The organism is Zhihengliuella flava, assembly GCF_015751895.1.
Lineage (GTDB): Bacteria > Actinomycetota > Actinomycetes > Actinomycetales > Micrococcaceae > Zhihengliuella > Zhihengliuella flava.
Genome location: NZ_JADOTZ010000001.1, coordinates 1918170 through 1932993, shown reverse-complemented (window position 1 = coordinate 1932993; position 14824 = coordinate 1918170). Strand labels below are relative to the sequence as shown.

The 14824-nt window shown below is 69.4% G+C and carries 14 protein-coding genes and 1 pseudogene; 3 read left to right on the top strand and 12 right to left on the bottom strand.

Going from position 1 to position 14824, the window contains the following annotated elements:
* Nucleotides 1-142 precede the first annotated feature (142 nt).
* Nucleotides 143-1198, top strand: coding sequence for an alpha/beta hydrolase (locus IW252_RS08980; RefSeq protein WP_196836243.1), 1056 nt, complete (start codon nucleotides 143-145; stop codon nucleotides 1196-1198).
* 337 nt (nucleotides 1199-1535) lie between these two features.
* On the opposite strand, the gene IW252_RS08975 is transcribed toward IW252_RS08980, so the two are convergent.
* From IW252_RS08975 to IW252_RS13565, 3 genes and pseudogenes are all read right to left on the bottom strand, one after another.
* Entirely contained in the window at nucleotides 1536-3227 is a 1692-nt protein-coding gene (locus IW252_RS08975; RefSeq protein WP_196836242.1) for an ABC transporter permease, read from the bottom strand.
* Nucleotides 3224-4193, bottom strand: a pseudogene (locus IW252_RS08970) (ABC transporter ATP-binding protein). Before IW252_RS08970 ends, IW252_RS08975 begins: the two are co-directional and overlap by 4 nt.
* A complete protein-coding gene (locus IW252_RS13565; protein ID WP_196836241.1) occupies nucleotides 4190-4870 on the bottom strand; it encodes a TetR family transcriptional regulator in 681 nt (226 codons plus the stop codon). The pseudogene IW252_RS08970 and the gene IW252_RS13565 overlap by 4 nt, the downstream one beginning before the upstream one ends.
* 218 nt (nucleotides 4871-5088) lie before the next feature.
* Here IW252_RS13565 and IW252_RS08960 point away from each other — a divergent pair, with 218 nt between their 5' ends.
* On the top strand, nucleotides 5089-6063 hold the full coding sequence (locus IW252_RS08960) for a hypothetical protein (protein ID WP_231365966.1): 975 nt from the start codon (nucleotides 5089-5091) through the stop codon (nucleotides 6061-6063).
* 21 nt (nucleotides 6064-6084) lie between these two features.
* Here the strand turns inward: IW252_RS08960 and IW252_RS08955 are convergent, their stop codons facing one another.
* Nucleotides 6085-6405, bottom strand: coding sequence for a putative quinol monooxygenase (locus IW252_RS08955; RefSeq protein ID WP_196836239.1), 321 nt, complete (start codon nucleotides 6403-6405; stop codon nucleotides 6085-6087).
* A gap of 155 nt (nucleotides 6406-6560) precedes the next feature.
* On the opposite strand from IW252_RS08955, the gene IW252_RS08950 reads away from it, so the two are divergent.
* The gene (locus tag IW252_RS08950; RefSeq protein WP_196836238.1) at nucleotides 6561-7034 is read left to right on the top strand and encodes a hypothetical protein; all 474 of its coding nucleotides are present in this window, start codon (nucleotides 6561-6563) and stop codon (nucleotides 7032-7034) included.
* Here the strand turns inward: IW252_RS08950 and IW252_RS08945 are convergent.
* The 8 genes from IW252_RS08945 to IW252_RS08910 all read right to left on the bottom strand — a co-directional run bounded on the left by IW252_RS08945 (nucleotide 7031) and on the right by IW252_RS08910 (nucleotide 14824).
* The gene (locus IW252_RS08945) at nucleotides 7031-7492 is read right to left on the bottom strand and encodes an MmcQ/YjbR family DNA-binding protein (RefSeq protein WP_331271498.1); all 462 of its coding nucleotides are present in this window, start codon (nucleotides 7490-7492) and stop codon (nucleotides 7031-7033) included. The two genes, IW252_RS08950 and IW252_RS08945, sit on opposite strands and share 4 nt — an antisense overlap.
* Nucleotides 7489-7911, bottom strand: coding sequence for a CoA-binding protein (locus tag IW252_RS08940; RefSeq protein ID WP_196836237.1), 423 nt, complete (start codon nucleotides 7909-7911; stop codon nucleotides 7489-7491). Before IW252_RS08940 ends, IW252_RS08945 begins: the two co-directional genes overlap by 4 nt.
* A 32-nt stretch (nucleotides 7912-7943) precedes the next feature.
* Nucleotides 7944-9479 carry an arabinosylfuranosidase ArfA gene (arfA, locus tag IW252_RS08935; protein ID WP_196836236.1) on the bottom strand — a complete coding sequence of 512 codons (1536 nt, stop codon included), beginning with the start codon at nucleotides 9477-9479 and terminating at the stop codon, nucleotides 7944-7946.
* 42 nt (nucleotides 9480-9521) lie between these two features.
* The gene (locus IW252_RS08930; protein WP_408065769.1) at nucleotides 9522-10454 is read right to left on the bottom strand and encodes a carbohydrate ABC transporter permease; all 933 of its coding nucleotides are present in this window, start codon (nucleotides 10452-10454) and stop codon (nucleotides 9522-9524) included.
* Nucleotides 10451-11395, bottom strand: a complete 945-nt coding sequence (locus IW252_RS08925; protein ID WP_196836235.1) for a carbohydrate ABC transporter permease — start codon at nucleotides 11393-11395, stop codon at nucleotides 10451-10453. Before IW252_RS08925 ends, IW252_RS08930 begins: the two co-directional genes overlap by 4 nt.
* A complete protein-coding gene (locus IW252_RS08920) occupies nucleotides 11392-12720 on the bottom strand; it encodes an extracellular solute-binding protein (protein ID WP_196836234.1) in 1329 nt (442 codons plus the stop codon). Before IW252_RS08920 ends, IW252_RS08925 begins: the two co-directional genes overlap by 4 nt.
* A 105-nt stretch (nucleotides 12721-12825) precedes the next feature.
* A complete protein-coding gene (locus IW252_RS08915; protein WP_196836233.1) occupies nucleotides 12826-13896 on the bottom strand; it encodes a LacI family DNA-binding transcriptional regulator in 1071 nt (356 codons plus the stop codon).
* Between the two features lie 37 nt (nucleotides 13897-13933).
* Nucleotides 13934-14824, bottom strand: coding sequence for a carbohydrate ABC transporter permease (locus tag IW252_RS08910; protein ID WP_196836232.1), 891 nt, complete (start codon nucleotides 14822-14824; stop codon nucleotides 13934-13936).

Here is a 14824-nt window from a genome sequence, read left to right as displayed (position 1 = left end):
GCTTGCAGAAGTTTCTGCAGGCAAGCAGCCGGCCGCGCGCGGGCCCACCTACGTGGCCGGGCCATACCCGATGGGCATCACCACGGCCGCACCCACGCTGGCATGATGGCCCAGAGGACCGCGCCGCCACGAACAGGACCCCATGGACCACTCGTCTCCCCCGCCCACCGCCTGCACTGACCCTTCACTCGGCCGCGGCGCCGAACCGCTCCTGCTCCGCGTGCGGCAGGACCCGCCGTCGCCCGCGGCAGCCACCGGCGGCGCCACCTCCGCAGTCGAGCACTTAGGCCAGCTCTCCGCCGCGTTCGCACCGTACCTCCGCCCCGAACCCCCGCGCCTGCTCGAGGAGTCCGCGCACGGGGACTGGGTGCGCCAGCGCTGGAGCGCCGAGATTTTTCCGGGCATGCCGTTCGGCGTCTATGTCCTCCGCCCCACCGGGCCCGGCCCGTCTCCCACGGTGCTGGCGCTCCACGGCCACGGCGCCAGCAGTGCCTCCCTCGCCGGGGTGGACGACGACGGGGCCACCGCGGGCGCCCACGGCCGGCTGGGCGTCCAGCTCGTCGAGGCCGGAGCCACCGTCGTGATCCCCGATATGGTGGGCCTACCGGGGCGCCGCGGGGCCGCCGAGCGCCCCGGAACCCAGTGTCAGCGCCTGGTGAATCACCTGGGATTGTTTGGGTTGTCCCTCAGCGGGGCGCGGACCGCGGAGCTGAACGGCCTGCTGGGCCAGTTGGCGGAGTTGGAGGTCGATCCCTCGGCCCCACTGGGCGTGGCCGGATTCTCCGGCGGCGGCCAGATCGGCGTCCACGTGGCCCTGCCGCACCCGCAGGTGCGGGTGCTGGCGCTCAGCGGGTACGGCAGCACGTTTGCTCAGGGGATCTTGGCGATCGAGCACTGCCCGTGTAATTACACGCCCGGACTCGCGCGGTTCGGCGACCTGCCGGAGGTGCTCGCCGCTTTCACCGGGCCCATCATTGTGGAGGCCGGCCGCGCGGACCAGCTCTTTCCGATCGGCGGGGTGCGCGCCACGGCGGACGCGCTCGCCCGCCTCGGCCGCAGCGAACCCGGCCACCGCAGCGGCGACCCCGGCGCACCGCCGCCGGTGACGCTCATCGAACACGACGGCGGCCATGAGGTGGACGGCCCCGCCCTGACTCAGCACGTGATCAGCGCGCTCAAAAACATCTCGTGCGAATGATCGATTAACACTGAAAAAGCGCCCCCTTCGCGAATGATCCTCCCAGAATGACCTAGTCATTTGGCATACCATGCGGTGGCGGGGTGTCGACCGCACTCGTGGCGCGGATCGCGCCACGAGCGCCTAGGGACCCACGGGGCGCTAATGGGGATTTTTATCCCGATTTTTGACCGCAACAATCGCGCTTGGGAATCGCGAAATTCCTGTGGTAACTTCTACTCCAGCAGCCGGTGATGGGGTGCCTTTACAACACCGCCTTTCGTGGCAATCCCCCCAACTTGTCGAGGATCCCCCTCCCCCTCACCGGCTGCTTTTTCATGCCGTCACCGCGCTGGGTTCAGGCGGCGTCGCGACGCCGGAAGGCACCGAGCGCGCCAGCCGCGAGAACCACGGCCACCGCAGACGCTCCGACCAGCGGCCACCACGGGGAATCGCTCTCCCACCCGGCGTCGCCGCGGATCAGGGCCATGGGCTCGACCATGCTGAACGGCTCGGCGTCGATGACGGGGTCGGGCAGTCCCAGCATGGACCCGTACATGCCCACCACGAGGCAAATCCCCAGCAGCGCCCAGAGCCAACCGCCGCCGCCCCGCAGCCCGTAGAACAGCGCCGCCGCGGCCGCCCAGCCGGCGATCAGCGGGGCGTAGGTCAGCGCGGCCAGCGTGAAGTCACCGAGGGCGTCGGCCCCGAGTTCGGCGGCGGCTCCCGCCCCGAGCCCCAGCCCGGACACGGCCAGCAGCAAGATCCCGGCCGCCACCGTCACGATCAGCGGCAGTCCCAGCCACCGGTACCGGGAGACGGCGCCGGCGAGCGCCAGCTCGCTCCGGCCCGCCGCCTCGTCAGCGCGCAGGCTCCGGGTGGACATCACGGCGTAGGCCGCCACGGCCATGGCGAAGAACATCAGGAACACGCTCATGGTCTCGGCAATGAAGTCATCGGCCGCCTCGCCGGTCAGGCCCATCATCTGGGCCAGCTGGGGGTTATCCGCGAGCATGTCCGCCATCGGCCCCGCGAGGGATCCGGTCAGCACGCCGAAGACGCCCAGCCCGATGCCCCACCACAGCACGCGCGGGGCCTCTAGGCGCACGGTGAGCCCGGCGAGCGTCCGGCCCGCGGCCTTGGCGCGTGCCCGGCCCAAGCGCTCCGGCAGCAGCGCGCCGTCGACGTCGCGCCGCGCGGACAGCGCATACGCGAGGCCCAGCGCGAGCACCGCGAGCCCGCCGAGCAGTAGCATGGGCTCCCAGCGCAGGTCCACGTAGATCCGCAGTTGCTGCGCCCAGCCAATGGGCGAGAGCCAGGACATCCAGTTGCCGCCGCGCTGGCTCGCGTCCCCCACCGCACGCAGCACGTACGCGACGCCGAGCGCCGCGCCGGCCATACCGGAGGCGGCGCGCGCCGAGCGGTTCAGCTGCGCCGTGGTGGCGGCTAGCGCGCCAAACACGACGCCGACGGCGGCCAGCGCGAGGCCGAACACCGTGGAGTCCAGCGCCGGCTCCAGCCCCGCGATGACCAGCGCGCCGGCGGTGCCTGCGCCGACCACCAGGTTGGCGGCGATCAGGACGACGACGGCGGCCGTCAGTTGCGCGTGCCGGCCCACCGGGGCGGCCCGCACTAGGTCGGTCCGTCCGGCCTCCTCCTCGGCCCGCGTATGTCGGGTCACGAGCTGGAGGGACATGATGGCCACCAACACGGCGAACAGGCCCAGCATCTCGTTCGCCATCATGACCTCGAGGGTGTAATTCTCAAGCCCGTACCCGGGGCCCGCCATCATGGCGGCGGCCGGCTCGGCCATCACGGCGCCGCGCTCGGCGACGGCGACGTCCCCCATGGCGGCAGGGAACGCCACGGCGACGTAGGCGATGAAGCCGACGATCACCGCCAACCACACGGTCAGCCGGACGCGGTCAGCGCGCAGCATGGCCCGCGCCAGCCGCCAGGTGCCGGTGAGTGGGTGACCCGCGCCAGCGCGGCCGATGTTCCCGGCGCCGGACGGGGCCACGCCGCGTTCCATCACTGGTGAGGCACTCATGCCCGGTACGCCCCCTTCGGCCGACGGCCCGCTGTGGCTTCCGGCCCGGCGCCGGGCCCCTCGCCCGGCGCCCCGCCCTCGGCAGCGGCGTCGTAGTGGTGGACGAAGAGCTCCTCGAGGCTCGGCGGGGTCGCGGTGAGCGTGCGCACCTGGCGCCCGGCGAGGACGGAGAGCAGCGCGGGCATGCCGCCGTCGTCCACCGTGAAGCGCAGCTGCGCGCCGTCGGTGCTCAGGCTGTGCACCGGGGTGAGGGATTCGAGTTCCGCGGCCTCGACGTCCGCATCGAGGACGACGGCGGTGCGCGTCAGCGAGCGCAGCTCGGAGAGCGTGCCGGTGGTGACGTCCCGCCCCTCGCGGATGATGGTGACGCGGGAGCACAAGGCCTCCACCTCGGCCAGGATGTGGCTGGAGAGCAGGACGGCGGTGCCGCGGTCAGCGGCGGCCCGGACCTCCTCTTGGAAGACCAGCTCCATGAGCGGATCCAGCCCGGAGGTGGGTTCGTCCAAGATCAGCAGATCCACGTCGGCGGCCAGCGCGGCCACGAGGGCCACCTTCTGGCGGTTGCCCTTTGAATAGGTGCGCCCCTTCCGGCGCGGGTCCAACTGGAAGCGTTCCATCAGGTCCGCCCGCCGCGACTCGTTCAGGCCGCCGCGCAGATTCCCCAACAGGTCTATGGCCTCTCCGCCGGTCAGCTTGGGCCACAGGGTCACGTCCCCCCGGGACGTAGGCCAGCCGGCGGTGGAGGTCGACGGCGTCTTTCCACGGGTCGCGCCCGAACAGCTGGGCGCGCCCGGAGTCCGCGGAGAGCAGTCCCAACAGGACGCGGATGGCGGTGGATTTGCCGGCGCCGTTGGGACCGAGGAAGCCGTGCACCTCGCCGGCGTCCACGTGGAGGTTGAGGCCGTCGAGGGCGCGGACGCGGCCAAAGTTTTTGGTCACGTCGGCGAGGTCGATGAGGGTGGTCATGCTCGCTCCTGTGCGGTGGGGGATGGATCGCTGGGCTCCCCCGGTGCGGGGGCGCTGGCGACGTAGGCGTTGAAGAGGTCCGGCTGGGCAAAGACGCCAAAGGTGTAGAGCTCCACGAGGGCGAGCCCGTGTTCGCGAACATAGTCGTCAATGAGCCCGGCGAGCTCGGAGGGACTGAACTCCTCGTCGCTGCCGGCCCGCAGGGAAAAATACAGTTGAAGCGCGCCGAAGCCTTGCAGGGTCATGAGGCGGATGCGGGCGCGTTCGTCCACCGAGGGGCGCAGCGTGCCGTCGGCAACCGCGGCGGCCACGTACTCCTCGGCGTCCGCCGTGAAGTGATCGACGACGCGGCGCGCACTGGCGCCGCCGGCGGCGATGGCGCGCAGGCAGTAGGCGGTGGGGACCACAAACTCGTCGATCCGGCTGAGGTTGGCCATGGCCTCCACGGCGGAGCCGCGCAGCGAGTCGCTCTTTACGCTCGCGATCAGCCCCAGCACGTGGTCATCGCACACCTGCCGCAGCCCCTCCTTGGACCCGAAGTGGTGGTTGATCAGGCCGAGGCTCACGCCCGCGGCATCCGCGATGGCGCGCAAGGGAACGGCGTAGCCGCGGCGGGCCATCTGCTCGATCGCGGCGTCGCGAATCTTGACCCGGGTCAGCTCCTGCTGCGTCGGCACGCAGCCACCTCCCTCGCGATGGCGCGGGGCTCCAACCCCGCTGAACGGACGTTCAATGAACGCTTGTTCAACCGACTATACGCTTGTTCAATCCGGGGTCAAGGGGGCGGATTCGGTGCGCGTATCACAGTGTGATCACTTTCGGAGCTGCGCCACGAGATCCGTGAGCGCGCCTGACTAGTGTGGGAGGCATGAACGGATGGCGCACACGGCAACGAGTGGCACTAGCGTCCGTCGCGGCCGCGGCGGCACTCTCCCTCACGGGCTGCGGCCTACTTCAGGACGTCTTCCCGAAGGCCTTTGATACTCAGGAAGAACTCGAGGCCCGCCCCACCGCGAAGGCGGACCCCTCCCCCGAGGAGGAATGGCGGCGCGTCAACACCGACGCCGGGGATCTGTCCTTCCTCGTCCATGAGGACTGGATGGTGGAGACCATCGAGGCCACGGGGCAGTCCTCCAGCACCGACATCCCGGCCTACCGCGTCCTGACCGAGGACGGCCGCCTGATCGCCACCTTGCAACAGAACCCGGGCCGGGAGACGCCCAGTTCCATCCCCGGTTCCACGTTCACGCAGATCGATTCCTCCCCGGCCGATGACGTCAAGCTGCCCTCGGCCTCCGGCGCCGACGTCGTCCTCGACCTCGTGACCCACCCCAACGCGGAGAACGTGGCGAGCTATGGCCTCACCGCGCGGCAGGACGTGCCGCAGGAGATTGCCCCCGGGCGCTCCGTGCCCGTGGGCGGCGGCCGGGAAGGCTTCCCGAAGCTGGCAGGGGCGCTGCGGTTTGAGGGGCGCGCGCCACTGGGCAACGCCTCGCTGAAGGACCGGCGGGACGACGCCGTGCAGGCCGCCGAGGACTACACCTTCACGCAGGAGTACGCCAACATCACCCACATGCTCGCTTCCGTGCGCTACCACCCCGATGACGCGAACGCACACGCCTGCTCCGGGACCTACTTCGACTTCGAGAGCGTCAACGTGGATTGCCAGACGGTGGTGTCCATCTACGACTCGGTGCGGATCGCCGAAGCCTGGGACTCGCGCAGCGGCGGGACGGTCCGCGCCGGCAAGTGGACCTGCCAGCTCAAGGAGCTCGGCGCGGAGCTCGATGGCCAATACCCGGGCTACGGGGAGGACGGGCGCTGCCGCATCACCGGTGGATACGGCAGCTTCACCGCCCTGTGGAGGTAGCTGCCGGGTGAGCGCCGCGGGCTAGTCGATCTGCAGTTCGCCCATGCGGTCCCATCCCTCGCCCTCGATCTGGCGGCTGATGATCTGTGGGGTGGAGCGCAGCAACGGACGCATGGCCTCCAACCCGGCCGCGAAGTGATCGCTGCTCACGTGCGCCTCCGCGGCGTCGTCCTTAAACGCCTCGATCAGCACAAACTCGTTCGGGTCCTCCACGCTGCGGGACCAGTCGAACCACAGGTTGCCCTCCTCGGCGCGCGTCGCCTCGGTGAACGGACGGGTGGCCTCGAGGAACGAGTCGGCGGATTCGGGCTTCACGGCAAACTTCACAACGATGAAAATCATGCCTTCAGCCTAGGACCCGCGGCGGGCGCCTGTCAGCGCCCCGGCCGCCGACCAGGCCGTGATTCGTGCCGCACCGGTGCGCCGGCGCCCGCGAGGTGGCATGATCGGCTCCACCGATCAATCTGAGCCTCCGGGCGGGCGAAAGGCGGCAGCGCATGGCGTTCCCTCGAGCATCGCTCCGCGCAACCGGCGGGCTGCTGGCCGCGGCCCTCGCGTGCGCCGTCGTCGTCACCGGCTGCGCCTCCACCGCGCCCGGGGGCGCGGAACCGACGCCCGGTGACACGGCGACCGAGCCCGCCCCGGCGCTCAACGGCGACTACGTGACCGACGGCGGGCAGTACCGCTACGAGGTCATGACGATCGACGGGCCCACCGTCAGTTACGCGGTGCTGGGCTGTGACGACCGCCCGGCCGTGAATACGGACGACGTCCGCGGGGAACTGGACGCGCGGCGGCGCACCATCACGTGGTCGAATCCGGATGGCGGCGAGCAAACGGTGGGTTACAGCGCGGCGGCGGGGCGGATCGACCTCGCCGGAGAAGCCCACGAGTTCTACGCCGCGGGCAGCTCCGGCGCGCAGAGCATCCTAGAGGCCCATGCGGCGGAGTGCGGTGACCGAGCGGGCTAGCCCTCGGCGAGACGGCGCCAGCCCAGCGCCTCCCGGTCCCCGCGCGGCAGCGACGCCACCACCAAGTCGTACGAGTCCTCCACGAGGTCCGCGAGCATTTGGCGTTCCAGCCCCGCGCACACCACCGTCACCCAGTGCCGCTTGTTCATGTGATAGCCGGGCGTGATCTGCGGATGCGCGGCCCGCAGCTGCTCGCCCAGCGCCGGTTCCACCTTCAGATTCAGCCGCGCCGGGCCGGGGCTGCCCGGCGTCGCGCCGACGGCCCCGCCAACGCCGGCGACGGCGTCGGCCTCGCTCCACAGCAGCGCAAACATTTTGGGCTGACTCCCCGCCCGCCCACGCACCTTGTACACGTAGCGGTCCGGGCCGAACGGGGTGTCCTCGAACGCCCCGGGCCGGTCCACGCAGAGCCGCCGGGCGGCGTCGAACCCCAGCTGGGCCCCGGCGGGGCCCGTCACAACCGGACCGCCTCGATCTTGGGGCAGGTATTCATGACGACGTCGAGGCCCGCCTCGCGCGCCCGGGCCGCCGCGGCGTGGTCGATCACGCCCAGCTGCATCCACACGGCGCCGGCGCCGGCGGCGATCGCTTGGTCGACGACGTCGCCCACCTTGGACGAGTTCACAAAGCAATCCACGACGTCGATGTGGCCGGCGACCTCCGCCAGCGTCCGCGCGGCCGGCCGGCCCAGCACGTCCTCCCCGCGGAGGTTCACGGGCACGATCTCCATGCCCAAATGATCCTGGAGCCAGGCGGACACCGGCAGCGCCACGCGGTCCGGGTTGTTGGTCAACCCCACCACCGCCCAGCGTGCCGGCGTCCGCAGCAGGCGCTTGATCACGGCCGGGTCGTTCACGTGCGGTGGGTCGGGTTCCATGACCCCACCCTAGCCCCGCGCGTGCGGCAGAGCTACGCGGCCGCCACCGCGATCTCCACCACGGCCCAGGAGAGCTTCGGCAGGCTCGCGTGCACCGACCCGTCCTCGAGACCGACGGATTCGAGCGGCGTGAGCCCCACGGCGTCCTGGTGGCCCTCGGTGTTCGCAGAGAACCGGTCACCGCCCTCGGGGATGGTGAGCACCTCGGCGCGGGTGATGCGGTCCGCGGCGAGCCCGCGCAGATCCAGCTCAACCTGCGCGGAGTCCTCGAGCGAGCGGTTGGCCAGGAAAACGGCGATCGTGCCCCGCTCGGCGTCCCACGTGGCCGCGGCGTCCACCGCGTCGACGTCGCCGAATTTGGGCGTCGGCACCTTCCCCGAATCGACGGCCAGCCGCATGATCTGACCGCTCGCTAGGGCGGCCATCCGGGCGAACGGCCAGAAGCTGGCCTGCCGCCACGCCGGCCCGCCCTCCTCGGACCGGATCGGGGCAATCACGTTGACCAGCTGCGCCTGATTGGCGATCGTCACACGGTCACCGTGGCGGAGCAGGCTGTTAAGGAACGTTCCGACGACGACGGCGTCCGTCACGTTATAGGTGTCCTCGATCAGCCGCGGGTGCGGCTTCCACCCTGCGGCAACGCGGTGCGGCTGATCCTCGGTATCGAGGCCGCGCTGGTACCAGACGTTCCACTCGTCGAAGGAGATATTGACCTGGTTCTTGTGCTTTCCGGCCGCCTTGACCGCGTCGATCGTGGAGATCACGCCGTCGATGAACTCGTCCATATCCACGGCCTCGGCCAAGAAGGACGCCGCATCGCCGTCGTGCTCCTGGTAGTAGGCGTGCATGGAAATGTAATCGACCTCGGAGTAGGTGTGGCTGAGCACCGTGTGCTCCCACGAGCCGAACGTCGGCATGTTGCGGTGAGAGGAGCCGACGGCGACCAGCTCAAGCGTGGGGTCAACGAGGCGCATGGCCTTTGCCGTCTCCTGGGCCAGCCGCCCGTATTCGTCCGCCGTCTTGTGCCCGATCTGCCAGGGGCCGTCCAGCTCATTGCCGAGGCACCAGAGCTTGATGTCGAACGGGTCCTCGGCCCCGTTCTTGCGGCGGAGATCTGACCAGTAGGTGCCGGAGGGGTGGTTGGCATATTCCACCAAGGAGCGCGCCTCCTCCACGCCGCGGGTGCCCAGATTCACGGCCTCCATGACCTCCACCTCGGCCAGCTTGGCCCAATCCACGAACTCGTGGAGCCCAAACGCGTTGGTCTCGATCGAGTGCCACGCGCCGTCGATCCGCACGGGCCGGTCCTCGCGCGGCCCCACGCCGTCCTCCCAGCGGTAGCCGGAGACGAAGTTGCCGCCGGGGTAGCGCACCACGGTGGGCCCCATCTCCTTGACGAGCTCCAGAACGTCCCGCCGGTAGCCCTGCGCGTCGGCCTGCGGGTGGCCGGGCTCGTAGAGGCCCGTGTAGACGCAGCGCCCCATGTGCTCGACGAAGGAGCCGAAGAGGCGGCGCGGCACGGGGCCGATCGTGAAATCGCGGTCCAGGGTGATGCGTGCTTGAGTCATTGTTCTCCTTCTAACGTGAGGTCTGTCGAGGTGGCCACGGGGCTACTGCCCGCCGAAGCCGGTGGTGGCAACGCCCTTGACGATCTGCCGCTGGAACAGCAGGAAGACGACGATCAGGGGCAGGGAGGCGAGGACAGCTTGGGCCATGATCTGCGCGTATTGGACGCCGTAGGCGCTGATGACCGTCTGCAAGCCGACCGGGAGGGTCATCAGGAGCGTGTCGTTGATGACGATGAACGGCCACAGGAAGTTGTTCCAGGCGTTGATGAACACGAAGATCGAGACGGCACCCAGGATGGGCCGGGACAGGGGCATCACCACGGACCAAAAGATGCGGAAGCGGGAGGCCCCGTCGACGCGCGCCGCGTCCTCCAGTTCGATCGGCACGGCGTCGAAGAACTTCTTGAGGATGAAGACCATGGCTGGCATGACCACCTGCGGCAGGATGAGTCCCCAGTGCGTGTCCACGAGGTTGAACGCCAGCATTTGGTAGAAGAGCGGGATGATCAACACCTGGGGTGGGATGACGATCGAGGCGAGGACGACCACGAACAGCCAGCGCCGGCCCCGGAAGTCCAGCCGCGAGAAGGCGTAGGCAGCGAACGCCGAGATGAACACGGTGATGACCGTGATGGCCACGGACGTCCACAGGCTATTGAACGCCCACACCCAGATATTGCCCTGGGACAGAATCGACTCGAACGCCTGAGTGGTGATGCCGGAGGCGCCGATCCAGTTCAGGCCGCCGGAGGCCGCGTCCGTCTCCGTCTTGAAGGCCGTGGCCACCGCCCACAGGAAGGGCAGCAACCATCCCAGCGCCATGACCGCGAGGGCCACAAAGGCCGCCAGACGTAGCCCGGAGAAGCGCTTCTTTCCGGCCATCCGACTGGTGCGGACCACCCGGTGTCCGGTCACGGGGCGCGCCGCCCCGCCGTCGATGGAGACGGGCTGCGGGGTCTCGATGGAGGTGCTCATTGTTCCGCCTTCCTCTGCCGAAGCAGGACGGCTTGGAGGATGCCGACGATGATGATGACGGCGAAGAAGACGTAGGAGATCGCCGCCGAGTAGCCGAACCGATAGCCGACGAATCCGGCCTCGTAGATGTACTGGATGATGGACCGGGTGGTGTCGCTCGAGATGCCGCCCATCATTTGGTAGGCCTGATCGAAGAGTTTGAGCGAGGCGAGGATCTGGAGCGTCAGGACTACCACGGTCGTCGGGCCGAGCTGGGGCAGCGTGATGGAGAAGATCTGGCGCAGCTTGCCGGCGCCGTCGAGCTCCGCCGCCTCGTACTGGTGGCTGGGGATGTTCTGCAGGGCCGCCAGATACAGCAGAAAGTTGAAGCCGATGGTCCACCAGACCGTGGCGATGACGATGGCGGTGAGGTTGGTGTTCTCGTTCTGCAGCCAGGCGATGGGCTCGAGCCCGATGGAGCGCAGCAGCTCGTTGGCCGCGCCGACTGAAGGGTTGAAAATCCAGACCCAAATCTGGGAGATCACCGTCGAGGCCAGCAGGTACGGCATGAAGAAGGACAGCCGCCATAACCACTGGCCCGGCAGGCCCGTGTCGACCAGCAGCGCCATGACGAGGGCGATCGCGACCAGCGGGACGGTGGACAGGAGCGTGAACAGCGCCGTGTTGGCCAGCGATCGCCACATGGTGGCGTCGCCGAGCGCCTCGGCGTAGTTGGTCCCGCCCACGAACCCGCCGCCCGCTCCGGTCAGCGACTGGTCGGTGAAGCTGAGGTAGAAGCCGTGCAGGATCGGCCAGACGAGGAAGAGCAGGAACGCGAGCATGAACGGCGCGAGGAAGATCCACGCGATGCGCGCCTCGCGGAATCGCTTGATCCCCCGCGCCGCCGGGGGCGTGGGCGTGGCCGACGCGGAGCGCGTGGCGGCGGTGGCGGCGTGGCTCATGCTGACCACTCCCCTTCCGGATCGGTGGGATTGGGTTTGGCCAGGATCGCGTCCAGATCGCGCTTGACGGCCTGCACCGCCGGCGTCGGGTCCGAGCCCGTCATGAGGGCTCCTTGGACGGCCTGGCCAAAGTTGTTCTGGAAGTTGGAGCCGGATCCGGTGAACCACGCCGGCGGGTCGTAGACCAGATGGTTCGCCGCGTCGGCATAGTCGGCCTGCGGCTCGAGCTGGGCATACTCCTCACTCTCCGTGACCGGGAGGTAGGCGGGGATGTGACCGGCCGCAGCCCATTCGGTGGAGCGGGTCAAGAGGTCCGCGACGAAGGCGTAGGTCATCTCCCGCAGCTCCGGGTCCGGATCCAGCTGCCGCGGCAAGACGAACGAGTGGGAGTCCGCGTAGACCGCCGGCTGGGAGTAGATCGTCGGAAGGGTGGCGGCGCCGACGTCGATCCCCTGCTCCTGCATGGTGGGAAGCTCCCACACCCCGGTGAAGAGGATGGCGCTCTGGCCGGTGGCGAACTCGGCGATCGCGTTGTCCTCGTCATTCTGTGCCGCGGCGATCTCGCCGTCGAGCAATTGCTGCATGAACCGGAGCGCGGTCACGGCCGCGTCCTCGTCGATCTGTGCCGGGCCGCCCTGCGGTAGCTCCATCGTGGCCCCCTGCTGGCAGTACAGGGTGTAGAAGAGGCGCCACATCTGCGAGCCGCCGCCCAAATACCCGTAGGAGATGCCGTGGCCCTCGCTGACGCCCGAAAGCTCCCGGCCTAGCGCCAGAAACTCGTCCGGAGAGGTGGCTTGCTGGAGCCGGCCGTTGCCGTCCAACACCCCGGCCTCGGCGCAGAGCTCCTTGTTGTAGAGCATGATGAACGGGTGCGCATCCAGGGCCACACTGTAGAGCTCACCGCCGAGGTGCGACTTGTCCCAGACGGGCGTGGAATATTGGGCTTCGCCGACGCCGTAGGACGCGAGGAGGTCCTTGTCCCACGGGTCCAGCAGGCCGCCGGGGACATAGCCGGGGACGCGGGAGGCGTGCATGATAGCCACCTCCGGGGCCCTCCCGCCGGCGCCGGCCATGGCGAGCTTCGTGTAGTACGGGGCGCCCCAGGCCAGCACGGTCTGCTTAGCCTCGAACCCCGAGTGGGCGGCGTTGACCTGATCGATGAGCCCGGCCATCGTGACCCCGTCGCCGCCGCTGAGCAGGTGCCAGAACTGGAGAGTGCGCTCGTCCGTGGCCGGTGTCGCCGCGCAGCCACCGAGCATCCCGGCGCCGGCCAATGCCGCAGCGGCGCTCAGGAAACGGCGGCGATTGATGTGCGTAGTCAACATGAACCTCGACTCCTTGTGACGAAGATTACAGTCAATTTACATCGATGTAATCGGCGCCGCAAGACCCTGGATTCGCTCAGGTACGCGTGAGCAGCGGGGGAGCGCTCAGGCCTCGGCAGCAGGGTCCGCGCCGGCTGGGAGCGCCGCCGTGCTCTCCCGGAGCGTCAAGCTGTGCGGCACCACCACGGCCTCCGCCGCGCGTTCACGGCCGTCGATCCGCCGCTGGAGCAGATCTAGGGCCGCCGTCACGTACGCCACGTGGTCAAAGCCAACGGTGGTCAGGGCCGGCACCGCGAACCGGGCGTGCTCGACGTCGTCGAACCCCGCGACGAGGACGTCGCGCGGGACCTGTAGCCCCGCCTCATGCAAGGCATGCACGGCGCCCAGCGCCATGGAATCGGTGAAGCAGAGGATGGCATCAAAGGGCCGGCCAGTGGCCCGCAAGGCGCGGACCGCCCCGGCCCCGCCCTCGATCGTCCACTGCCGCACGGAGATCTGCAGCTCGGCGTCGGGTTCAATCCCCGCGGCGTCCAGGGCGTCGAGGTAACCGCGCAGCCGGAGTCCCGACGTCGCGAGCCCAGGGCGCGCGCCGCGCGAGCCGCCGACGACGGCGATGCGCCGCGCCCCCTGGGCGATCAGATGCTCGGTGGCCTCGCGAGCTGCGGCCCGGCTGTCCACGAACACGCGGTCCGTTTTGTACTGCTCCACCTCGCCGATCAGCACCACCGGCGGCAAGTGATCCACATGCTCGACGACGCTGTCCTGGAGCCGGACCGGGTTGAGGATGAGCCCATCGATCGAGTGTTCCCGGGCGCGCGCCACCAACAGGTGCTCCCGGGTGGGGTCCGCCGCCGTCTCCTCGACCAGCACCGCCAGGCCGCGCTCGTGAGCCAGCTGCACGACCGCGTGCGTCAGGCTGGCGGAAAAGGCCGTGGCCAAGTCCGGCAGCGCGAAGCCGATGATGCCCGTCCGCCCGTTGCGCAGGCCGCGCGCGCCCAAGTTGGGCACGTAGCCCAAGGTCGCCATGGCGTCCTCGACGACGGTGCGCGTGGACTCGCGGACCCCCACCGTCCCCGTCAGCACGTTGGAGACCGTCTTCGGGGACACGCCGGCGAGGGCGGCGACGTCCTTCATCGTGGCGCGTTTGGCTCCCGCACCGTTGTTGGGCTGAGGCATCTGTTCAGCATATGCCGCCGCGGGCCCGGCCGCCGGTTTACTTGACCGCGCCCATGGACAGGCCGCGGACCAGCTGCTTCTGCGCCGCCCAACCGGCCAGCACCACGGGCAGGGAGGCCAGCACACTCGCCGCGGACAGCTTGGCCAGGAACAATCCCTCGCTGGTCATGGTGCCCATGAGGAAGACCGGCACGGTGGCGGCCTTCGCGGCGGTGAGGTTCAGGGCGAAGAAGAACTCATTCCACGCGAAGATCACGCAGATCAGCGCGGTGGCCGCAATCCCCGGGGTGACCATGGGGATGAGCACCGAGCGCAGCGTCTTCATCAGGCCCGCGCCGTCCATCTGGGCCGCCTCCAGCACCTCCCCCGGGACCTCTTGGAAGAAGGAGCGCATCATCCACACCGCAATGGGCAGGTTCATGGACGTGTAGAGCACCACGAGCGTCCAGACGTTGTCCAGCACATGCAGGCGCCCGGAGATCACGTAGATCGGCATGATGACGGCCACCACCGGCAACATCTTGGTGGAGATGAAGAAGAACAAGACGTCGGACGTCCGCTGCACGGGCCGGATGCTCAGCGCGTAGGCCGCCGGCACGGACAGGGCGATCACCAGCACCGTGGAGACGCCGGTGGCGATGAGGGAGTTCAGGAAGTACGGCCCGGCGTTCTGCGCGAGCACCGCCGCGTACTGGTCCCACGTGGGTTCAAAGAAGAACGTGGGCGGCGTGGAGGCCGCCGCGTTTTCCTGCTTGAAGGAGGTGGCCACCATCCAGGCCACGGGCGCGAAGAACACCAGCGCCAGCAGCCAGGTGAGCACCGTCAACAGGCGGGGCCCGGCGGATCCAGTACGACGGCGTCGCACGGGAGCGGCGCCCGCGGCACCGCCGCGCTCGGGTGCGGTTTCAGCAGTCAGGGTGGTGGACAT